Below are 22575 nucleotides of genomic sequence, written 5' to 3'. Positions count from 1 at the left end.
GAGAAACATGGTGATCACCATGATTGGTTGTGGCACAACCCGAACTCATCAGCACCAGCAAGGGACACAGAACACGCAGCAAAAGAGAACTCCCGATTGGATTTGAATGAATTCGTAATTATTCACAAATTAATTCATCCAATCAAATATTGATGCATTTCAAATAGTTAATTACATTCACCTCAATGGCTGTCGGCAAAACGATCAACGGGTGATGGTGCTGGCATCACTGTCAGGATGCACCACACGAAACTCGATACGATCGCTGTTGCCCGCTTCATCGACCACCACCAGCTGATAACGACCCGCCATACTCAGCACCTGATCCCCGTCCCAGCGCAGTCGCTGGCCGTTGAGAAACCAGGCCGACTTGCCGACACCGCCCAGCACCTTGGGCTGCAACCGATAGCGCTGGCTGCGGATAAGGTTGCCCTCCCCCAGCGCCACGATGCGAATGGGAGCCTGCAGCTCGGCACTCTGCCCCTCCCCTGCACAACCGCTGGCCAGCAGCGCCTGCCGTCGCTCGCCGGGGGACCGCCACGGCTCCAGCGACAATGGCCAGAGGGCCCGAAAACCGGATTGCGCCGCATCGGGGCAACGGGTCAGCGTCGGCTTGCCCCCGGCGGTCAGTGCGACCTGGCGCAGCGGCGAGGGCCAGTCCATGGGATCCGGCAAGGTGGGAGGATCACGCCCTTCCAGCAACCAGGCGCTCTGATGCTGCAAACAGGCTTCAGGCAGGGTCGCGCTGGCCTTGCGCCCCAGCGGCCAGCAGATCTCTGCTTCGCTCACCGTGTTGGGTTGTGCCGGCAAGGGGCTGTTGTCCGAGAGCCGCGAATAGACAGAGAGCAGCAGCGGCACCGCCGCGCTCTGCCCGTAAAAACCGGGCATGGGGGTACCGTCGGGGCGACCAAGCCATACGCCTATGGTCCAGCGACCGGAAACCCCCATCGCCCAGCTGTCGCGATAGCCATAGCTGGTGCCGGTCTTCCAGGCCAGTCGATTGACCCGGCCGGTCGCCTCACTGGCAAAGGGCTGATCAGCCCGCCCCTGCGCGCTCAGGATCTGCCAGATGATCCAGGCCGCTCCCGGGCTCAACAAGGGGCGCGACACCGCCTGCTGCCCCGCCAGCCAGACCGGCATGGCCACCTGCCCCTGTCGAGTGAGCGAGCTGTAGAGCGCGACAAGCTGCTCGAGCCGAATACCCGCCGCCCCCAGCGCGATGGCCGGATTGGGTTTGTCGGAGAGCGCCAGCCGCACCCCGGCATTGTCGAGGCGGCTGACCAGCTTGTCGGGCCCGAGCGCCTCCAGCACCTGCACCGCCGGCACGTTGAGGGATTGCTGCAGCGCCTGAGCGAGGGTCACCGGCCCCTGAAAGGCGCCGGAAAAGTTGGCGGGGCGATAATCCGAGCCCAGCCTTGGCGCATCGGAGAGCAGGGAGGCCGAGTGCACCAGCCCCTCATCCATCGCCAGACCGTAGATAAAGGGCTTGAGGGTGGAGCCGGGAGAGCGGATTGCCTGCACCATGTCGAGGTAACCGTGGCGACGCAAATTGCCATACTCGGCGCTGCCCACATAGGCGCGTACCGCCATGGTTTTGTTATCTACCAGCAGCAAGGCGGCAGAAGTCTGCTCGGGGAAGCGGCGAATGTAGCTCGCCACCCGTCCCTCCAGCCAGCGCTGTAGATCCCCGTCGATGGTGGTGTGCACCAGCGCCCCGGTCTGATTATCAGCGGCGAGGCGGGCAAAGAGCGGCGCCTCCATCGGCGTGAAGTGACCGCGGGCCAGCACCGGCTCGATACGTCCCTCCAACCACACCGGCTCGGGCCAGACACCCTGAGCCACCAGTCGCTGCATCACCTTGTCGCGGGCGGCGCGGGCCCGCTCGGGATGGCGATCTGGTCGGTTGCGGCTGGGGGCCTGTGGCAGCACCGCCAACAGCGCCGCCTCGGCATAGGTCAGCTTGGCCGCACTCTTGCCGAGATAGGCAAAACTTGCCGCCTGCACCCCCTCCAGGTTACCGCCAAACGGCGCCCGGTTGAGGTAGACGGTGAGCAGGGTGCGCTTGTCGTAGTGCCACTCAAGCTGCAGTGCGCGCGCCATCTGGCGCAACTTGCCGGGCACGCTCCGGTGGTAGGGTTCGATAAGACGCGCCACCTGCATGGTGAGGGTCGAGCCGCCCGACACAGCCCGCCCATAGCGCAGCCACTGCCAGACCCCGCGCACCATGGCCACCGGATTAACCCCGGGATGGCGCCAGAAATGGCGATCCTCGTAACCCAGCAACGCCTCGATATAGCGGGGGGAGACCTGCTCCAGGGTCACGGGGTAGCGCCACACGCCGCTGGTATCGGCAAAGGCGCGCAGCGGTCGCCCTTTCATGTCAAGCACCACCCGTGCGTAGGCGGGGTCTAGTGGCGGCGGCGGGAAAATGCGATCCAGCGCCAGCAATGACAGCAGCAGTGCTACAACTCCCAGCACCGAAAAGTGCAGCAAGCGCGGCAGACCGCCAAGCCAGCGCCAGCCTGCGCGGCCACTGCGACCCAGGCTCAGCCAACCACGCTGCCAAAAAGTGAGCGGGCGAACCCGCTCAAGGGAGGGTTTGTTACTCAGAGATACGCACCTCGTGGATATCCTCACCCACAGCCCGCAGTTCAGGCCGGTACATATCCTCCACCTGGGTCGGTGGCACCTGATAGCGGCCCGGCGTCACCGCCCGCATCAGGTAGACCAGTTGCTGGTTGCTCCCCTCGCTCAGCTCCAGCGCTGCCGTGTAGCGGTCATCGCGAAACTCCTGATGCTTGAGATAGTCGTTCCACTCACTCTGCCACGCCGGTTTCCCCTCGATGGAGAGCTCTTCGAGCTTGATGCTGTTGCCAAGGGCCGGGTTCTCCAGCTCGAAGCCTGCGGGCACCATCTCCACCAGCAGGGCATCGGGCACCGCCGATTCGCTGCTGACATTGAGCCGTACCACCACCAGATCGCCCACCTTCACCTTGGCGGGATCAAACGGCTGACCATCGCTGTTGAACCAGCTGCGGGTCACGCTTATCCCCTGACTCAAACGGGCAGGAGCCTGTTCGGGGTAACCGATCAGGGTGCGCTGCACATAGAGGGATCCCTTGCCCTCGTTGGTGACGGTGCTCGCCGCCAGTGCCTCGGGGGCACCCTGCTGCAGCGGAGCCGAACCGCTCAGGGATCCACTGCCAAGAGAGGAAGTTACCTTGGCCTGCCAGTCGACGGCAGGATCGAAACGGGCCAGTCGCAACAGAGCGAGCCGCTCCTGAGTGCTGAGCCACTGACGATGGGCCAGGGTATCGGCCACCTTGGCGCTGAGATCAGGCCAGCGCTCCGCAGCCAACTTGTGCTGGCGCAGCAAGGAGAGCTCAAGGGCTCCATCGCGTAACTGCGAACCGTAATCCCCGAGATAGTCGTCACCGCGCTCGGTCGCCAATGCCCGGCTGAGGGCCTTGGCGGCGTTCTGCTCATCCCCCATGGCCGAGAGCGCCAGCGAGAGGTGGAGCAGCGGCAAACCGGAGCGAGCGTGATCAGCCTGCTGCTCCCAGATAAGTCGCAGGGTAGCGAGCGGTGCCTTGCCCACCCTGGCCAGCACATAGGCGCTGTAGGCCTGATAGGCCAACTGACTGTGCTCGGGGGCACTGCTCCAGCGCTCACCATACTGACTGTCGGTGAGATAGCTTTGCAGCCGGTTCAGCGCCTGATTGAGCATTGCCTCCGGCACTGCGTCGCCCGCCTCCTTGCGCGCTAGCAGGTAGTCGGCGGCATAGGCGGTGAGCCACTGCTCCTCGTCGGAGCGACCATCCCACAGACCAAAACCGCCGCTGGGCAGTTGCAACCGCTGCAGCCGTTGCTGCAGGGCACGTTGCACGTCCGCCTCGCTCGCCGCTTTCTTGCCCTCTGCGGGTTTGCTCCAGGCGGCCCGCTCATCGGCCGTGGTCAGCAAGTAAGGCCAGGCCCGCGACAAGGTCTGCTCCAGACAGGCGTAGGGGTAGTCAGCCAGCGCCTGCCACTGGGCTGCCGGATCCCAGGGGGGAGTGCCGGAGAGGCTGAGCAGCCCCTGGAGGTTGGCGCGATCCAGCCCGACCAGCTCAGCTGGCGCAAAGCTCATCTGCTGGCCGGGGGCCAGCATCTGGTAGCGCTGGCGAGTCTCGGCCGGCCAGGGGGAGCGCAGCGGCAAAGTCCAGTCGCGGCTGATGGCAAAATCCTTGCCGCTGGCCGCCAACTGCAGGCTCGCCACGCCGCTCGCCCCGGTCACGGTGAGCGGCAGGGTCAACCACTGCTCCTCGCCGTTTTTAAGGATAAGAGTGCCGGGCAGCTCGTCATTTGCCTTGAGTCCGCCATTGAGGGTCCAGGCAAGGGAGAGGGTCTGATCCTCGCCGCTCATGTTGCGCAGCTGCACCAGCGCCCGGGTCTCATCCCCTCTCGCGCCAAAGCGCGGCCAGCCAATCTCGGCCACCAAGGGCGCCACCACCTTGACGGCGCGCTCGGCCTCCCCGACTTGCTGTTCGTTCCAGGCCAGCGCCATCAGCGCCAGTTCGCCGTTGAAGTTGGGCAAATCGAGCGGGATCACCGCCTTGCCCTGTTGGTCAAAACTCACCTCACCGCTCCACAGTGCGGCGATCTCGACCCGACTCTCCAGCGCGCCACCCTTTTTCAGCGGCGCCCGGTCACCCCCATAATTGAGGCGGGCCAGCTTGCCATCCTGCGGCGGGATCACCTGGCCGTAGTTGTCGAACAAATCTTGGGCGAAGCGCTTGCGACCAAAGAAGATCTCGAACGGGTCGAGAGGTTGGTAGTCGCTGATATTGAGCACGCCTCGATCCACCGCAGCCAGCACCACCCGTCCCTGACTGTTGGGGGTGGAGGTGGCGGTCACTTCCAGCCGGGTAAGCGGCACCGCTTTATCAGGCGCGCTCAGGGTGAACGGCAGACGGCGCGCTTCCCGGTCCAGGGTGAGCGGCACCAGCCCGACCGAGCGCAGGCTCTGCCCCTGCTGGCCGCTGACCGGTTTGGAGGCGCTGTCTGGCGCGGCGATCTGGGCCGAGATATGCAAGTCATGACGCTGCCACTCGGGGCTGACCGGGATCTCGAACTCGCCGCGGGCATCCTTGGCATCGCCACCGGCCCCCTTGAGCTCGATGCTCTGCCACCAGCGCAGGCCGTCGCCATCTTCCACCAGCAGCAAGCCCTTACCGGGGCGCGGGGCCACCAGCGTCACTTTTGCCTTGTCACCCGCCTGATAGGCGCGTTTGTCGAGGGTGATGGCAATCTTGTCAGGCCGCGCCTGCTCGCCACCGCCACCCCAGGCGTAACTGCCTATTTCCACCCGCAGGCTGGATTGATGGCCCTGACTGTTCTCCACCTCCAATCGATACCAGCCCGCCGCCAGTTGCAGCGTGAGCGGGGTCGGCCCCTTGCCATCCAGCTGCAGGGTCTGCTCCTGTTCCAGATAGGGCTGGCTGTTGAACTCGTACTTCCACCCCTCCCCATCGGCGTAATGCCAGTAGTAGTCGCGGTACTCGTTGATAAGGCGCACCTTCACCGCCCCCGCCACCGGCTGGCCTTGCTCATCAAGGTTGAGGATCTGGAAGGGGAGCGGCTTACCCCCCTCTACCCGATCCGCCACGAAGTCGGCCTTGAGCGCCGGCCACTGGCTGCCCGCGGGCCAGCCATACTGGGTGCGGCTGCGATTGACGGCGCGGCCACCGGGCTCGGCGAGCGACACCCGATAGGCCACCTCCAGCGGCCCGAGGGCGCGCACCCCATCGAGTTCATCAGCAAGCGAAAAAGTCCCCTGCCCCTGCGCATCGAGGGTGAGACTCCGCGGCTCGAGATCCTTGGCCTGCTCGGCAAGCAGCACGTCACCCAGAGTGAACTCCTGCCACTGGGTAAAAGGCATGGTGGCGCGGCTGATCTTTACCTCCGCCTTGGCCTTGGTGGCACTGGCCGGCGCGCCGTAGAGATAGTCCCCCTGCAGTGGCAGGCTGAGGGCGGCGTCCAGACTCGTGACTTCCCCATCCGGCCCCTTGCCAAGCTGCAGTTTCAACCGTTCAGGCAGAAATTCCTCCACCAAAAAGGGCCACTCGAAGCGACTGCCGGCGGCGGTCTTGAGGCTGATGGTCCAGCGCCCGAGCGGCGCATCATCCGGCAGACGCAGGCCGTAATGGGCGGCGCCCAAATTGTCCGGCAGCAGCCGCTTTTGTTCGAGCAGCTGGCCGTCCGGCTGCTTCACCTCCAGCTCCACCGCCATGCCCGGCAGCAGCTGGCCATCCTGCCCCTTGAGCAAAATCTCGCTGTCGAGCCGCTCGCCGGGGCGATAGAGATCGCGCCCACTGAACAGATACAACTGCTGGGCCTGCCAGGGCTGGGTGCCGAGATCGAAGGTGGAGAGATCGAGCGCCGCCCCATCGAGGCGCAGCACCGCCAGATGGTTGCCCTGTTCGGCCAGCAGCAAGCGGGCCCCCTGCACCTGATCGAAGCGACGATGGCCCTGCGGATCGGTGGTTTGCACCTGCAGCCGGTTACCCTTCTCGTCGAGCAGGGAGAGCTGCACATCCTTGAGCGGGTCGGCACTGGCCAGGGAGCTGACGAACACCTCCAGCTGATCGCGGTAACGGCGGGCACTGAGCCCCATGTCGCTCACCGCAAAATAGGTGGTCTCCTTGCGCCAGTCGTAGTTGCCAAGGGGCGACATCACCGCAAAGTAGACGCCAGCCTCAGCCAGCTGCGGCTCCTTCACATTGATGAGGCGGGTCTCGCGCCGGTTGGCATCGAGCTCCAGCGCATAGCGGCCGCTGAATACCCGCTTGGCCCGCTGGGTGATCTGCTCAAGCTCCCAGTTCCCCATGCCGGCACCGGGGCGATATTCCGCCAGAAAACGGGGCAGATATTCCGCATCGACCCGAAAGAAGTCGATATTGACCTCATCCACGTTGACAGCGCTGATGGGCAAGCGAAGTTCCTGACGCAGCGGCAATACCATGCCACTGGCGGTAAACGAAGCCCCCGCCTCCAGCGGCCGGGTTTTGAGGGTCCAGCTTCGGGGGGATGGGCCCAGCCCTGCCTTGAGGCTCACCTCATAGCTTTTATCGGGCTGCACGTTCGGGAAATAGAGGGTGCGACCATCGTCGGCGAGGATCCACTCCCCCTGCACCTGCTTGCCCCCCTCACTGACCCCGAGCCAGCTCTGCCAGTTTGCCTTCGGCGCCAGGGGGCCGGAGAAGACCAGCGCCAGTGCCGGCGCATCGCGATATTGGCGGGCATTGGCCTGTACTACAGAAGTTGGCGCCCCGGCCTCCTGCTGCGCAGTGGATTCTGTGGTCGGTACTTGGCTGGTGGGCTTGTCAGGGCCGCAGCCAGACAGCAAACCGACCACCCCGCAAAGCAGCAGGGTTGACCAGCGGCGGCGCAGAGCGCCGGTTTCAGCGGTAGAGCGGTGAGAAGCAGAGGGAGAGTCGAAGAGGCGCATAGGTTCCATCCCGAGTTGGAGCGCTGCAAACGCAGCGTGGCTGGAAACAGGATAAGGCATCCTGCTCACCCGACACAAAGCTCATTACCCGAATGGGCACAATTCCGCGCCCCTGCAGCACGAGAATCCCCTTGCCCACTGATCCAGTGCGGCAAGGGTTGTCATCTAGTCGTGGCTGGTCTCGTTTTTTGCTCCGCCTTTGAACCAGCGAAACAGGATGGCCATGACGGCCGCCAGAAACAGCACCAGTGAGGTAATCAGCAGGGCCCGGGTCAACAGTTCGCTGTGGTGGAGGAAGAAGGGGGTATTCATCGCCAGCTTGCCCACCAAACTGAGGCAGAGCGCCCACATAAAGGCACTGGCAAAGCTGGCCACGCACATGCGCAGCACGCTCAGGCGGCCAATCCCCATCAGCATGGGGGTCAGCACCCGCACGAACGGGATAAAACGGGAGGAGAACATCGCCAGAAAACCGTACTTTTTCAACAGCCGGGTCGCCTTGGGCAGGCTGTCGGGAGGCAACATCCGTTCGATATGATCCATAAAGCGGGTGCGCTGCAGTGCCCGTCCCTGCCAGTAGGCGAGCACGGAACCTATGCCAGCAGCCAACGGCAGATAGACAAGAGTCACTTCGGGGCCAAACACCCCCATGCCAACCAACCCACCGGCCAGCAGTACCAAGCTGTCCCCCGGCAGGGGCAGGAAGACGAATGCGGACTCCAGCAGCAGTACCAGCATCAGGCAACTGATCAGCAGGGGTACCGCCTGCATCTGAACCAGGGCGTCAAAATCCTGATGCCAAATGGCCATCAGCATATCCAGCATGTCACTCTCCCTACTACACGGTTCATCATGAACGAGGCAGGGGTTATAGCACCCATCCCCTGAACAAAACGTTAATTTTGTCCGGCACAGGAAATAAAGTGTGTCGAAATATTGCTGCAATTAGGGAATGCAAGGAGAGCGAAAAGCAGAAACAAAAAGCCCCTCATCTTGCACGCACAAGGGAGAGGGGCAAACAGGCACAGAAATAAAACGGTTACTCGGCGGTGGCCATCTGCCAGGTTTTGAAGCCGCCGGAGATATTCTTCACTTTAAAGCCGTGCTGGCTCAGCAAGCGGCAGGCGACATGGCCGCGCAGCCCGACCTGACAGCTGATAAGCAGCTCTTTCTCTTTGGGCAGCTCATGGAGGCGACCACGCAACTCGTCGAGGGGGATATGCAGCGCCCCCGGAATGCGGCCCAGCTTGTCGAGCTCCGGGCCATTACGCACATCCACCACCAACTGATGGGGGTTACGAGCCTGCACCTCGGCCACGTGGCAGAGCAGGGTGTCCCCCTTCAGGTGGTTGCTTGCCACAAAGCCCGCCATGTTGATCACATCCTTGGCCGACCCAAACGGCGGCGCATAGGTGAGCTCCAGATCCTGCAGGTCAAACACGGTGAGGCCGGCGCGCTGGGCCACCGCCAGCACATCGATGCGCTTGTCGATGCCATCCTTGCCCACCGCCTGGGCGCCGTAAATCTTGCCATCGGGGGCAAACAGCAGCTTGAGGCTGACCGGATGGGCACCTGGGTAGTAACCGGCGTGGCTGCCCGGATGGACATAAACCTTCTCGAACGGCAATCCCAGTTGCACCAATCGCTTCTCGTTGAGGCCGGTGCTGGCCACCGCCAGATCGAACAGCTTGCAGATGGCGGTCCCTTGGGTCTTCTTGTAGGTTTCGCTTCGGCCCAGCATATTGTCGGCGGCGATGCGCCCCTGCCGGTTGGCCGGGCCCGCCAGCGGGATCAGCACAGATTCACCGGTGACGAAATCTATCTCTTCCACCGCATCCCCCACCGCGTAGATGAAGGGATCCGAGGTACGCATCCCGGCATCAACCTTGATGCCGCCCCGTGGGCCCAGCTCCAGCCCTGCTTTGGCGGCGAGCAGGGTTTCCGGCTTGACGCCGATGGCGAGGATCAAGAGACCGGTATCAAGATGGGAACCGTCATTGAGGGTCAGGCGCAGGCCACCGCTTTTGGCTGTCGGCACGACGGAGGTCTTCTCGGCAGGCAGATCCAGACTCTCGATGGCGGTGAGGCCGGTGCGCAGGCGCAGATCGATCCCCTCTTCCCGGATGCGGGCATGGAGCATGTTGGCCATCTCCTTGTCCACCGGCGCCATCACCTGATCGGCCAGCTCCAGCAGGGTGACATCCAGCTTGCGCTGATGCAGCGCCTCCATCATCTCCAGCCCGATAAAACCGCCACCCACCACGGTAACGTGGCGCGGCTGATCGTGGTGCAGGGCCGCCAGAATGCGATCCATGTCCGGGATGTTGCGCAGGGTATAGACATGGGGGCTGTCGATACCGGGGAAGGGAGGACGGATCGGCGCCGCCCCCGGGCTCAGCAGCAGCACATCGTAATGCTCGCGCTGCTCTTCACCGGTTTGCAGGTTGCGCACCAGCAAGGTCTTGCCCGCCTTGTCGATCTCAATCACATCGTGGAAGACCCGCACATCGACGTTGAAACGGCGCTTGAAACTCTGGGGAGTCTGCAGCAGCAAGGCATCCCGGTCGGGGATATCGCCCCCGATGTGATAGGGCAGACCGCAGTTGGCGAAGCTGACAAACTCGCCCCGCTCGAACATCACGATCTCTGCCTCTTCACTCAAACGACGAGCACGAGCCGCCGCCGATGCGCCCCCCGCGACACCACCGATAATCAGGATCCGTTTCATCTGCAAGACTCCTCATACATGATAATGGGCAATAAATTAGACTTTTCTAATTTAGAATTCAATGAAATTTTGTTTCACACCATTTTGCAGTATTCTTGCAACCCCGACGGTTGCTTAACAGGATGTTGTTTGTTCATGTCGTCTACCGCACTCAGTCATCTTCCTCCTGCCCTCCAGACGCCACTCTTTTTCCGTCTGGACCTGCGCAGTCAACGGCTGGTCGCCCTGACCGACGTGATGCAAACCCCGCTCTACTGGCTCGACGAACCGCGCGCCCCCTGGCCTGCCCAGCTGCCCGATGCCCTGCGCCTGCCCATCGAACAACTGCTGGCCAACGGCCATGGCGGCAAGATCACCGTGCGCTTTGCCAGCCAGCTCTGGCATATCGCCCTCGCTCACGAGCAGGATGGCTTCTGGCTCATCTGTCTGCAGAACCTTCGTCAGGAGCCCATCGCCGATCTGGCATTGCAACTGCCGCGCCTCAGCCAGATGGCGAGCCAGCAACAGTATGCCCCCCTGCTCGAGGCCCTTAAAGAGAGTTTGGGGGCCGATCGGCTCATCCTCTGGCACTATCAGGCCAACGGCGATCTCGGCAGCGAGCAACTCACCCCGGTGTTCACCCTGGGGGTCGAGGCGCTCTACCCCATTCGTGGTGACAGCCGCTATATCCGCGCCCTGCGTACCCGCAAAGCGTTGAGTTTCTCGGAGGCCGCCCACCAGCCGATGCTGAGCAATCACCTCTATCTGACCAGTGCCGGTGTGCGCTCACGCCTCGATGGTGCCCTGCTGGAGCAGGACAAGCTGTTCGGGGTGCTGAGTCTGGAGTATCTCGATCCCACCCCGCTTAGCGAGGAGATGTTGCAACTAGTGCGCAGCAGCGCCCAGCTGCTCGGCCACTGGCAACCGCAACCGGAAGAGCACCGCGCCGAGCTGGCCCTCCCGCCCGAGCTGCACCAGCAGACCGGCATCGACTACTGCAAGACGTTGGTAAGCTGGGCCATGAGCGCCAGCGGTGCCCGGGTGGGCTGGATCGGCGAGTTCCAGCCCCGCGGTCAGGATCTCTGGATCATCCCCCGCTGCGTCATCAACGAGGAGATCTGCTCCACCCTCAAGCCCATCCAGCTCGACCCCGGCCCCGCTCAGGAGCTGTTCCAGCATGGTCAGGCCATCTATGTGGAAGATCTGCCAGTGCGCTATCCCAAGGCGACCCGGCTGCTGGCCCTCAATGCCAGCGCCTACATCGGCATTCCGCTCCATGGCCAGAGCGGCGCCCCCATTGGCCAGATCACCCTGCTGCTCGATACCCCCCTTGAGGAGCCCGAACAGCTGCTGGATCTATTGAGCAGCCAGCACGAGCGGGCCGCCATCGAACTCAAGCGCCTCGCCACCGACGATGCCCTGCGGCTGGCCGAGGTAGCCTTTAATACCCACGATGGGCTGATTGTGATGGATCACAACGGCATCATCCTCAAGGTCAACCACTCCTTCAGCCGGATCACCGGATTTGGCGAGGTAGAGGTGATCGGTCACTCCATTCGCAAGCTGCGCCCCACCTACTACGGGGATCATCTCAAGGAAGATGTCAGCCGCACCGTCAACGAGCAGGAGTTCTGGCTCGGGGAAGAGCGCTGCCTGCACAAGGATGGTCACCTCTTTCCGGTGCGCTTGATGGTGAACGGTGTCAAGGATGAGCAGGGGGAGCTCAGCCACTTTATCTGCAGCTTCTACGACATCACCCAGGAAAAAGAGGCGGCCAGACACATCGAGCAGCTCGCCTATTACGACGATCTCTGCGGTCTGCACAACCGCCGCAGCCTCAACCATATTTTGCAGCAGACCCTGAGCGCCACCAACGGCCAGTGGGGCGCCCTGCTGCTGGTGGATCTCGACAATTTCAAGTCGATCAACGACTCCCTCGGTCACGCCTGCGGCGATCTGTTGCTGCAGTCCGTGGTGCAGCGTTTCAGGGAGCTGCCCCAGGACAATCTAGTGCAGGCGCGTATCTCGGGGGATGAGTTTGCCCTGCTCTTTACCCAGCTGGGACAAGGGGAAGTCACCGCCAAAATTCTGGCAGAGCACTTCGCCCGCGAGCTGATGGGACTGTTTCGCACCCCGTTCGACATCGGCGATCACAAACTGCACTGCAGCGCCTCGGTGGGGATCAGCCTCTTCTCCGGCAACGAGACGGATCATCTGGTCCTGATGCAACAGGCCGACACCGCAACCCACATGGCCAAGCGCGCCGGTCAGGGCCACTACGTCTTCTTTACCGAGGCGATGGCCCAGCATGAGAAGAACCGGCTGACCCTTACCAATGAGCTGCGCGATGCCCTGCGTCATCACGAGCTGCAACTCCACTATCAACCGCAATACCGGGTCGACAATGGCTCACTGTCGGGTATCGAGGCGCTGCTGCGCTGGCAGCGCAGCGACGGCACCATGGTGCCACCCGGGGAGTTTATCCCCATCGCCGAAGAGACCAGCCTGATCCTCGAAATCGGCTACTGGGTGATGAAGACCGCCTGTGCCCAATACAGCTTCTGGCTCAACCGTGGCCTGCAGATCCCCCATCTGTCGGTCAACGTCAGCGCTCGCCAGTTCCACACCCAAGGCTTCGTACAACAGGTGGAGTACATCTTGCGCGACACCGGTGTGCCCCCCTCCCGCCTGCTGCTGGAGGTGACCGAATCGGTAGTATTGGAGAATCGGCAGGAGAGTATTGCCAGAATGCGCCAGCTCAAGGAGCTCGGCATCCTCATCTCCATCGACGACTTCGGCACCGGCTACTCGTCGCTGGCCTATCTGCGGGATCTGCCCGCCGACGAGGTGAAGCTGGACAGAAGCTTCATTCAGACCCTGGTACACAGCGAACAGGACAGAGCCATCGTCAAAGCGATACTCGATCTGGCCCAGGTCTTCCGTTTTACCGTCACCGCCGAAGGGGTCGAAGAGGAGGCGCAGCTGGCCATCCTCAAAGCGCTGGGATGCCAGCATTATCAAGGGTTTCTCACCAGTCGACCGCTCACCGTCAAGGGGCTGGAACAGCTGCTTGGCAGCCGGGCGCCGGACTAAAGGTGTAGGATCAATAGGGGTTTATGTAATAAAATAACGGCCTGCTCGAATCGTTGGAGTTGTTTATGTCTGTCATTAATCGGATCCCTGCCGTTGAAATCAGCCAGCCAGCCGGAGCTCACGGCACCGTTGGCCGGATCCATTCCGTCGAAACCTGCGGCACTGTCGATGGCCCGGGAATACGCTTTATCGTATTCATGCAAGGCTGCCTGATGCGCTGCAAGTACTGCCACAACCGCGATACCTGGGATACCGAAGGTGGCCGCGAAGTGACCGTACCGGAGTTGATGAGTGACATCACCAGCTATCGCCACTTCATGAATGCCTCAGGCGGTGGCGTGACAGCGTCCGGCGGTGAAGCCATGCTGCAACCCGCTTTCATTACCGAACTCTTTACCGCCTGCAAAGAGAAAGGGATCCACACCTGTCTCGACACCAACGGCTTCGTCCGCCATCTCGACGAACAGGTGGATAAGCTGCTCGACCAGACCGATCTGGTGCTGCTCGACATCAAACAGATCAATGACCAGAAACACATTCCGCTGACCCACGTCAGCAACAGATACACCCTGGAGTTTGCCCGCTATCTGGCAGCCAAAGGCAAGACCATGTGGATCCGCTACGTGGTGGTGCCGACCTGGAGCGACGACGACGAGAGCGCCGAAGGGCTGGGCCAGTTTATCGCCGAGCTGGGCGATAGCGTGGAGAAGGTGGAGCTGCTCCCCTACCATGAGCTCGGCAAACACAAGTGGGACGTACTGGGCGACCCGTACGAGCTGAGCGGGATCAAGCCCCCCAGCAAGGAGACCATGGAACGGGTCAAGGGCATCCTCGGCAAGTACCACAACAACGTCAAATATTGATGGTAAAAGCAGGCTGATTCGTCAGCCTGCTCTGCTATGGGGCGGTCGGGAAGGCCGCCCGGACTCTACTGCATGAATGGACGACAAGATGAGTGAAGGACAACTCGCCGCCCTCCTGATCTGGCTGGTACTGCTGGCCTTCAGCCTGCGCCGCTCTCTGTGGCAAACCCTCCATGACAACCCCCTCTATCAGCACCTGTTGCTGGGTAGTGCCATCGCGCTGGTGCCGCTCTGGTATATAAGGGCCGGTCTGCATGAGGGGCTGGAGGTCCATTTTCTCGGGCTCACCTCCCTCACCCTGCTGCTCGGCTGGCGGCTGGCGTTGCTCGCCCCCTGCCTGACCCTGCTGGTGCTCGGTTACTTCGGCGTCACCAATCTGGCCGATTTTGGCTGGCAAGCGCTGGTTGGCATCGCCCTGCCGGTGGCCACCAGCTGGCTGCTGTTTCTGGCCAGCTGGGCCTGGCTGCCGCGCCATCTCTTTGTCTATATCTTCGTTGCCGCCTTTCTCGGCGGCGCCATCACCATCTCGGTCAAGGTGGCCGCCAGTGCGTTGCTGATGGGGCTAAGTCACAGCTACCCCTGGCACACCATCACGGCGGATTACCTCTCCATCTGGCCACTGCTGCTGTTCCCCGAAGCCCTGCTCAACGGCATGGCGATGACGGTGCTGGCCATCTACCGCCCTCACTGGGTCAATACCTTCTTCGACCGCACCTATCTGGGCAAGTAGCTCTCTCTTTCCTGATCTGCGCCCATAAAAAAAAGGAGAGGCCATCGCCTCTCCTTTTGGTATTCCCAATTCTGTCAAACCTTGGCTTAGTGCAGCTTCAGGGTCGGGCGCAGTACCCGGTTGATGCGACCCACCAGCATGATGAGGCCGGTCTTGACATAGCCGTGCAGGGCGATCTGGTGCATCCGGTAGAGGGAGATGTAGACCAGACGGGCAATGTAACCCTCCACCATCATGGAACCGCGCATCAGGTTGCCCATCAGGCTGCCCACGGTGGAGAAGCGGCTGAGGGAGACCAGCGAACCGTGGTCGTGGTAGAGGTAGGGCTTCATCTCGCCGCCGTTCATCTTGGCCAGAATGTTCTTGAATGCCTGGCTGGCCATCTGGTGGGCAGACTGGGCGCGCGGCGGCACGAACTTGCCATCCGGCTGCGGGCAGGCGGCGCAGTCACCGATAACGAAGATGTTCTCATCACGGGTAGTCTGCAGGGTCTCTTTCACCACCAGCTGGTTGATGCGGTTGGTCTCAAGGCCCGCGATATCCTTCATGAAGTCAGGTGCCTTGATACCGGCCGCCCACACCATCAGGTCAGCTTCAATCAGCTCGCCATCCTTGGTGTGCAGACCGTCGCTGGTCGCTTCGGTGATCATGGTGGCGGTACGCACGTCCACACCCAGCTTGACCAGCTCCTGATGGGCGGCGCCGCTGATGCGCTCCGGCAGAGCCGGCAGAATGCGCGGGCCCGCTTCCACCAGGGTCACCTTCAGGCTGTCGGTGGTGAGGTTCTTGAAGCCGTAGGCGTAGAGCTGCTCGACCGCGTTGTAGAGCTCGGCAGAGAGCTCGACGCCGGTGGCGCCGCCGCCAACGATGGCAATCTTCACCTTGTCGCCCGGCTGGTATTCGGTGGCGAACTGCAGGAAGCGGTTCATCATGCTGTTGTGGAAACGGTGCGCCTGGGAGGGGCTATCGAGGAAAATACAGTTATCCTTGATGCCCTTGGTGTTGAAGTCGTTGGAGACAGAACCGATGGCCATCACCAGATAGTCGTAGGGCAGCTCGCGCTCGTTGACCACGATGTCGCCATTGTCGTCGTGGATCGGGGCCAGCACGATGCGTTTATCGTCACGCTTGATGTCGGTCAGGGTGCCGAGCTGGAAGTCGAAACCGTGGTTCTTGGCGTGAGACTGGTAGCTCAGAGCATCGATGCCCGCGTCCATGGAACCGGTGGCCACTTCGTGCAGCAGGGGTTTCCACAGGTGGGTGCGGTTGCGATCGACCAGAGTGATCTTGGCCTTGTTCTTCTTGCCAAGCTTGCGACCCAGACTGGTGGCCAGCTCCAGGCCACCGGCGCCGCCGCCTACAACGACAATATTCATCATGATGATTTTCCTCGGTTCCTCAAAACGAAAGGGAGCCATTGGCTCCCTAAAACGAAATCGGTCGACGTGATGGATCAGGCTTCTTTGAAGGCCTTCATCCGCTGCAGATGATGCGAGATATTTTTGAACTTATGAGTCTCGCGCTCATCCCACACGATGTCGTAATAGTTCTTCAATTCACGTTCAGTGTCCCGATTATCGCGCACTTCATCCTGAACGGAAAGGATACACAGGCAGTTTCCTGAATTTTTCTTACGAAATTCAGTTACACACTTGGTACCGATATCGTCATATTCTTCCGGCCGGTCGATCTTGCCCTGCATGTTCTCTTCCGGATGGAGGTTGGGGTTGAAGATCACTTGGCGAATGCCGCACAGAAAGCCGATCCGCTCGCTCCAGTAGCCACCAAGACCCACGCCGCAGATCAGCGGTTTGGGATCGGTACTCATATCGAGCTGTTTTTTCACTTCCTTGAGCAGATGGCTCATATCATGACGGGGGTGAACCGTGCTGTAGTGCACGAAACGCACATCATCATCAATAAACTGCAACTGCAGCACTTTCTCGTGATTGCCGGGGCTGGTGGCATCGAAGCCATGCAGATAGATGATCATGGATAAGACCTCAGGATCTGTGTCGGTTTTATCGAAACTACCCCAGCGGCGGCCCCGTGCGCCACCAAAACATCCAACTTTCTTGCTTTGGATCACGCCCCCGCCCCCGATTGCGCCCTGCGGCCCGCGAGCGCCGTCACATGCAGAGGGGCGCATTGCGAGCAACGTTATGGTGCCCGGCTATCAAAGTGAGATCGCCAGACCAATAATGATAAACCCCTTACCAATCTGAGATGCCCTCACCTCCTTCCCCTGCCAGCAGCCGGACACTTATCTGGCCGGTATGTGACTCATCCCGCAAAAACAAGGCGTTATCGCCAAACGTTTTCTCTCGTGAGCAGCGTTGTGCATGTTTTGTGCACTGACCCGTGCTGCCCCGGATCCCTCTCACTACTGCCGAGGGATCTGGCTCCTCTGTCAATACACGAGATCAATGACCGGGAAAGCTGCGGCTTTCACTATCTTGCCTGTAGCAGTTGCGCGGGCTTCAAGGAGTGATCTGTTCATGAACGAGACCAATCCCCCCTCCCCCCAACCAGGTGCGCGCAAGCGCCCGGTGGATGAAGTGGAGCGCATGCTCCCCATGGGCCAACTCTTTACCCTGGGCCTGCAACATGTGCTGGTGATGTACGCCGGCGCCGTGGCGGTGCCATTGGTGATTGGCGGCAGTCTGGGGCTGCCCAAGGAGCAGATCTCCTACCTTATCAGTTCGGATCTCTTCTGCTGCGGCATCGTCACCCTGCTGCAATGTGTCGGGATTGGCCGCTTTGCCGGGATCCGGCTGCCGGTCATCATGTCGGTCACCTTTGCCGCCGTGATGCCGATGCTGGCCATCGGAGCCAACCCGGATCTGGGGCTGACGGGCATCTTCGGCGCCACCATTGCCGCCGGTATCATCTCGACCCTGCTGGTGCCGCTGATAGGTCGGCTGATGCCGCTCTTCCCCACCGTAGTGACCGGGGTGGTTATCACCTCCATCGGGATCAGCATTATGCAGGTGGGGATCGACTGGATGGCGGGGGGCAAGGGTAATCCGGAATATGGCAGCCTGCGCTATATCGGCACCAGCTTTCTGGTGCTCGTCTTTATCCTGCTGGTGACCCGCTTCACCAAGGGCTTTTTCAGCAATATCTCAGTGCTGCTCGGAATCATCTTCGGTTTCGTGGTGGCCATCGCCATGGGCGAAGTGAGTCTCGATGGCCTCGGCGAGGCAGCCTGGTTTGCCCCCATAGTGCCCTTCGCCTTCGGCTGGCCCACCTTCGATCCCATCTCCATCGCCACTCTGACGGTGATCATGCTCATCACCTTTATCGAGTCGATGGGGATGTTTCTGGCCCTTGGCGACATCGTCGGCCATCCGGCCAGGCGCGGTGATATCGTGCGCGGGCTGCGGGTGGATGGCATCGGCACCATTATTGGTGGGATATTCAACAGCTTCCCCCACACATCGTTCTCCCAGAATATCGGTCTGGTGAGCGTGACCGGGGTATCGAGTCGCTGGGTCTGCGTGATGTCGGGGGGGATCCTGCTCGCCTTTGGCCTCATCCCCAAGATGTCGGTGCTGGTCGCCTCCATCCCGCCCTTCGTGCTGGGGGGCGCCGGTATCGTGATGTTCGGTATGGTACTGGCCACCGGCATTCGCATCCTGGCGCGCACCGATTACAACAGCAACCGCCACAACCTCTATATCGTCGCCATCAGTCTCGGAATTGGCATGATCCCGACGGTCTCCGGGAATTTTTTCCAACAGCTTCCGGCGCAGCTACAACCGCTTTTTCATAGCGGTATCCTGCTGGCCACCATCAGTTCGGTGCTGCTCAACCTCTTCTTCAACGGCTATCAGCCGGACCTGACTCACCAGACCCGTCCTCTGTTCGTTGGTCCCATCAAACCGCAGCAAGAACAGGCATAACAAACAGGCCCCCGGACAGAGAGACTGTCCGGGGGCCTGTTGTTCATATCACCGCTGACCCAATCAGGCAGGCAACTGCGTGAAGCGCTCTACCGCCTGCTCTACTTGTGCCAGACTCCCCTGCCAGAAGGCGGCCTCACGGATATCCTGCCCCAGATGCTTGGCTACCAGATCTTCGGCGCTCATCCGGCCGGTATCGCGCAACAAGGCGCGATACGCCTCGGCCACGCCCTCTTCCCCCGCCGCCTTGCGGCTCATCAACTGCTGATAGACCCCGAGGCTGAACAGATAACCGAACAGATAGGGGTAGTTGTAAAAGCCAAACCCGGCGATGGAGAAGTGCGCCTTGGCCGCCCAGAACATCGGGTGATAGCGGGTCAGGCTCCCCTCATACCAGCGTCCCCACGCATCGTCGGTCAACGCCTTGAGCCGCTCTGCCGACACATAACCCTGCGCCCGCTCGGCCACCAAGGCCTGCTCGAAATCGAAGCGGGCCGGGATATTGACCAGGAAGGTGGCAGCGCCATCGGCTTCGGCCCAAGCGATGACCAGCTGCTCTTCCGTGCTTTGCGCCTGCTCGAACAGTGCGCTGCGCACCAGGGTTTCGGCGAAGATGGAGGCGGTCTCCGCCAGCGTCATGGGGTAGCTGCGCTGACTCATCGGCAGATCGCGGATCACCCAGTTGTGCCATGCATGACCCAGCTCATGGGCCAGCGTAATGACGTTGTCCATGGTACCGGCATAGGTAACGAAGACCCGCGGTTCGACCGGTTCGGCAAACTTGGTGCAGTAGGCGCCGGTGCGGCGATTTGGCGTGGGCGCCGCATCAATCCACCCCTTCTCGGCCATCATGCGGGCAAACGCCCCCATCTCGGGATCGAAACGGCTAAAGGCATCGGCAATCAACTCGATCGCCTCATCAAAAGGAATGTCACGGCTGCTGGAAGCTGGCGGCGGCGCAAAGAGATCCTCCGGCCCCAGATCGTCGAGACCAAGGCGCTCAGCCATCAGCCCCAGGGCGCGCTGACCCAACCCACGGGCTCGCCAGGTTTCGCTCATCAGGGCATCGAGGGTGGCACGCTCGATATGGCTCTGGTGGCAGGAGAGATCCAGCGCATCGAGCAACCGGGTGTTGCCACGCTGACGGGCCAGCTCCAGCCGCCAGCCGTTGAGGGCATTGAGGATAGCGGCAACCGTCTCCTGCTCCCCTTCCCAACCGGCGCTGATGGCATCAAAGGCTTCTAAACGCAGCGCACGTATCGGGCTGGAGAGCAGATTGCTCGCCTCGGCCAGCCCCATCTCGCGGCCATCAATGGTTAACCGGATCTTGCCCACCAGATCGTTGTAGAGGTTGCCCCAGGCGTGCAGACCATCGGTGCCCAGACCAATCACCAGCTGCTCCGCCGCCACCGGCAGGCGCTGATCCTGCAAACGACGCTCATGGCGCAGGCGGTACGCCTCCTCGCCGAGCAGCGGATCACTCATCAGCGCGGCGAATTCCTCCTCCGGCAACGCCAGCATCAGATCTTCCACCGGCGCCAGGGTCTTGAACAGATCGGCATTAAGGGCGCGGGCACGGGACGCCAGCTGTTTGGCCTGCGGATCCCGCGCATCCTGACTGCCGCGGCACGCGGCCAGAATGGCGACGTTCCAGCCGATATGGCGAATATCACGGGCGCGCAGCCGCACTTCCCGCAAGAAATCCAGCAGCGCTGCGTCATCGCCGCGCACCCCGTCCAGACCTGCCATATAACTGGCCAGATCTTCCAGCGCGTGGCGGGCGGCGCGCATGTCCGCTTCCAGCTCGGAGCTGTCGAGGCCCGGGTAGATATGGTCGTTATTCCACTGTTGTTGATACATAACTTCTCGCAAAGGCCTTTATCGGGAGGCGCAACAGACCTGCGGGCAGCAAGTCCGAAACCGGGCAACCCGAGGGCCAAAAAATGAAGAGAGGAAAAAGAGAAAATGGCCCGCAAGCTCGCTTATCCCTTGGCCGGGGCAAGACGGCTCACCAGCGTCATCACGGCAACCAGCAGCAGACCCGCCACCACACCGGCCACGGCGTTAAGCAAAGTGGGGGTCACCACTGCCAGTACGGCCCCCACAGTGGGCAGAGTGGCGACAACAGCGGCGGCGCCTTCAATCAGGTGATGGGCAAAAGGCCAGCCATGCACCAGAATGCCACCGCCCACCATAAACATGGCGATGGTTCCGACCAGTGCCAGCAGGTGCATCAGGCGGGGCGCTGTCACCAGCAGTCCCTGCCCCACCGCGCGGCGCAGGGCGCTGCCATCGGGCTTTTGCAGCAGATGCAGACCGATGTCATCGAGCTTGACGATCAGCCCCACCAACCCGTAGACCCCAATGGTCATCAGCAGGGCGATGCCTGCCACTACCGAGAGCTGCAGCGCGAGGCTTGCTCCCTGTACCGTGCCAAGGGCGATGACGATGATCTCGGCAGAGAGAATAAAATCGGTGCGAATCGCCCCTTTTACCTTCTGCTGCTCGAAGGCTACCAGATCATCGGGAATGGGGGCTGTATGTGCCTCCCCCTCGCTCACTTCATGAGGCAGGAACTTGTGGGCCAGCTTCTCGGCCCCCTCAAAGCAGAGGTAGGCACCTCCCAGCATCAAGAGCGGCGTGATAAGCCAGGGCACCAGGGCACTGATGGCGATGGCGGCGGGCACCAGAATCAGCTTGTTGCGAAATGACCCCTTGGCCACCGCCCACACCACCGGCAACTCCCACTCGGCGCGCACCCCGGAGACCTGCTCCGCGTTGAGGGCCAGATCATCACCCAACACCCCGGCGGTCTTCTTGGCCGCCATCTTGGTCATCAGCGCCACGTCATCAAGCACGCTGGCGATATCGTCGAGCAGGGCCAACAAACTGGTTCCGGCCATATCAAAGCTTCCTTATATCAGTGAGAACAACACCGCGAGAGAGGTGTACGTCCCGATAACCACCAGGGTCAACAAGACCACCTCATGGCGATCGCAGGCCATCATCGGCCGAGCCAAAAATCCGGCGCTCGCCATCGGGGGGTTACGTCTTTCGGGCAAAAGATGGCACAGTGTAACGAGAAGCCGCCGTTTCGGCAGCACCCCTGAGCCATTTGTTCCTGGTTCCCTCTGAATCACCTCAAGGAGTTCCCATGCAACCCTGGCAACCTCTGCTCGCTCTCTGGTTTGGCGACGAAGCCGATGATGTCCTGCGGGCCACACGGCAAGCCCCCCTCTGGTGGGGGAAAAGCAGCGAAACGGATACCCTGCTGGCCAGCCGCTTTGGCGAGCTGGCAGAGGCGGCAGCCAAGGGCAGTCTCGCCCACTGGGCCGATCTCCCCAGCGGTCGGCTGGCGCTGATCCTGCTGCTCGACCAGCTGCCCCGCAATATCCATCGCGGCACGCCTGCGGCCTTTGCACAAGATCCGCTGGCACGGGATCTCTGCCTGAAAGGGCTATCCATCGGGGCGGACAAATCCCTCTCGCCACTGGAGCGGGTCTTCTTCTATCTGCCGCTGGAGCATGCCGAATCCCGCGAACAACAGGCCAGAAGTGTGGCGCTGTTCGAGGCACTCGCTGCCGAGCAGGCTGGCACACCGGCGCAGGCGACCTTCGCAGGATTTGCCGACTTTGCCCGTCGTCATCAGGTGATCATCGAACGCTTTGGCCGCTTCCCCCACCGCAACGACATTCTGGGTCGCCCCAGCACACCGGAAGAGGCGGCATTTTTGCAACAACCGGGCTCAGGCTTCTAAGCAGGCCATATAAAAAATCCCCGCCAGCTGGCGG

The 22575-nt window shown here is 61.7% G+C and carries 13 protein-coding genes; 5 read left to right on the top strand and 8 right to left on the bottom strand.

Annotated elements, in window-relative coordinates; genetic code table 11:
- Positions 1-204 precede the first annotated feature (204 nt).
- The 4 genes from pbpC to ACB042_RS10670 all read right to left on the bottom strand — a co-directional run bounded on the left by pbpC (position 205) and on the right by ACB042_RS10670 (position 10214).
- Entirely contained in the window at positions 205-2637 is a 2433-nt protein-coding gene (gene pbpC / locus ACB042_RS10685) for a penicillin-binding protein 1C (RefSeq protein ID WP_335812406.1), read from the bottom strand.
- Positions 2603-7486 carry an alpha-2-macroglobulin gene (locus ACB042_RS10680; RefSeq protein ID WP_371178381.1) on the bottom strand — a complete coding sequence of 1628 codons (4884 nt, stop codon included), beginning with the start codon at positions 7484-7486 and terminating at the stop codon, positions 2603-2605. Before ACB042_RS10680 ends, pbpC begins: the two co-directional genes overlap by 35 nt.
- Positions 7487-7651: 165 nt before the next feature.
- On the bottom strand, positions 7652-8311 hold the full coding sequence (locus ACB042_RS10675; protein WP_005353037.1) for a DedA family protein: 660 nt from the start codon (positions 8309-8311) through the stop codon (positions 7652-7654).
- A 214-nt stretch (positions 8312-8525) separates the two neighbouring features.
- Positions 8526-10214, bottom strand: coding sequence for an FAD-dependent oxidoreductase (locus tag ACB042_RS10670; protein ID WP_371178380.1), 1689 nt, complete (start codon positions 10212-10214; stop codon positions 8526-8528).
- A gap of 135 nt (positions 10215-10349) precedes the next feature.
- On the opposite strand from ACB042_RS10670, the gene ACB042_RS10665 reads away from it, so the two are divergent.
- The 3 genes from ACB042_RS10665 to ACB042_RS10655 all read left to right on the top strand — a co-directional run bounded on the left by ACB042_RS10665 (position 10350) and on the right by ACB042_RS10655 (position 14879).
- The gene (locus tag ACB042_RS10665; RefSeq protein ID WP_371178379.1) at positions 10350-13286 is read left to right on the top strand and encodes an EAL domain-containing protein; all 2937 of its coding nucleotides are present in this window, start codon (positions 10350-10352) and stop codon (positions 13284-13286) included.
- Between the two features lie 65 nt (positions 13287-13351).
- Positions 13352-14149: a pyruvate formate lyase 1-activating protein gene (pflA, locus tag ACB042_RS10660; RefSeq protein ID WP_371178378.1), complete on the top strand. Its 798-nt coding sequence runs from the start codon at positions 13352-13354 to the stop codon at positions 14147-14149.
- 88 nt (positions 14150-14237) lie between these two features.
- On the top strand, positions 14238-14879 hold the full coding sequence (locus ACB042_RS10655; RefSeq protein ID WP_219263691.1) for an energy-coupling factor ABC transporter permease: 642 nt from the start codon (positions 14238-14240) through the stop codon (positions 14877-14879).
- A gap of 86 nt (positions 14880-14965) precedes the next feature.
- Here the strand turns inward: ACB042_RS10655 and ACB042_RS10650 are convergent, their stop codons facing one another.
- Positions 14966-16258, bottom strand: a complete 1293-nt coding sequence (locus tag ACB042_RS10650) for an NAD(P)/FAD-dependent oxidoreductase (protein ID WP_005353047.1) — start codon at positions 16256-16258, stop codon at positions 14966-14968.
- Between the two features lie 74 nt (positions 16259-16332).
- Positions 16333-16872 (bottom strand): alpha/beta hydrolase YcfP, encoded by a 540-nt coding sequence (gene ycfP / locus ACB042_RS10645; RefSeq protein WP_005334000.1) that lies wholly within the window; start codon positions 16870-16872, stop codon positions 16333-16335.
- Positions 16873-17377: 505 nt separating this feature from the next.
- Between ycfP and ACB042_RS10640 the strand changes: the two genes are divergently transcribed.
- The gene (locus ACB042_RS10640; RefSeq protein WP_181224332.1) at positions 17378-18784 is read left to right on the top strand and encodes a nucleobase:cation symporter-2 family protein; all 1407 of its coding nucleotides are present in this window, start codon (positions 17378-17380) and stop codon (positions 18782-18784) included.
- Positions 18785-18847: 63 nt separating this feature from the next.
- Here ACB042_RS10640 and ACB042_RS10635 read toward each other — a convergent pair whose 3' ends face one another.
- Both ACB042_RS10635 and ACB042_RS10630 read right to left on the bottom strand, forming a co-directional pair.
- Positions 18848-20644 carry a M3 family oligoendopeptidase gene (locus tag ACB042_RS10635; RefSeq protein ID WP_371178377.1) on the bottom strand — a complete coding sequence of 599 codons (1797 nt, stop codon included), beginning with the start codon at positions 20642-20644 and terminating at the stop codon, positions 18848-18850.
- A 122-nt stretch (positions 20645-20766) separates the two neighbouring features.
- On the bottom strand, positions 20767-21687 hold the full coding sequence (locus ACB042_RS10630) for a DUF808 domain-containing protein (protein WP_371178376.1): 921 nt from the start codon (positions 21685-21687) through the stop codon (positions 20767-20769).
- 251 nt (positions 21688-21938) lie between these two features.
- Here ACB042_RS10630 and ACB042_RS10625 point away from each other — a divergent pair, with 251 nt between their 5' ends.
- The gene (locus ACB042_RS10625) at positions 21939-22541 is read left to right on the top strand and encodes a DUF924 family protein (RefSeq protein WP_144715463.1); all 603 of its coding nucleotides are present in this window, start codon (positions 21939-21941) and stop codon (positions 22539-22541) included.
- Positions 22542-22575 lie beyond the last annotated feature (34 nt).

This window comes from Aeromonas sp. S13(2024) (genome assembly GCF_041402405.1).
GTDB classification, from domain to species: domain Bacteria; phylum Pseudomonadota; class Gammaproteobacteria; order Enterobacterales; family Aeromonadaceae; genus Aeromonas; species Aeromonas veronii.
The sequence above is the reverse complement of the archived record's forward strand: the minus strand, read 5'-3'. Positions and strand labels throughout refer to the sequence as shown.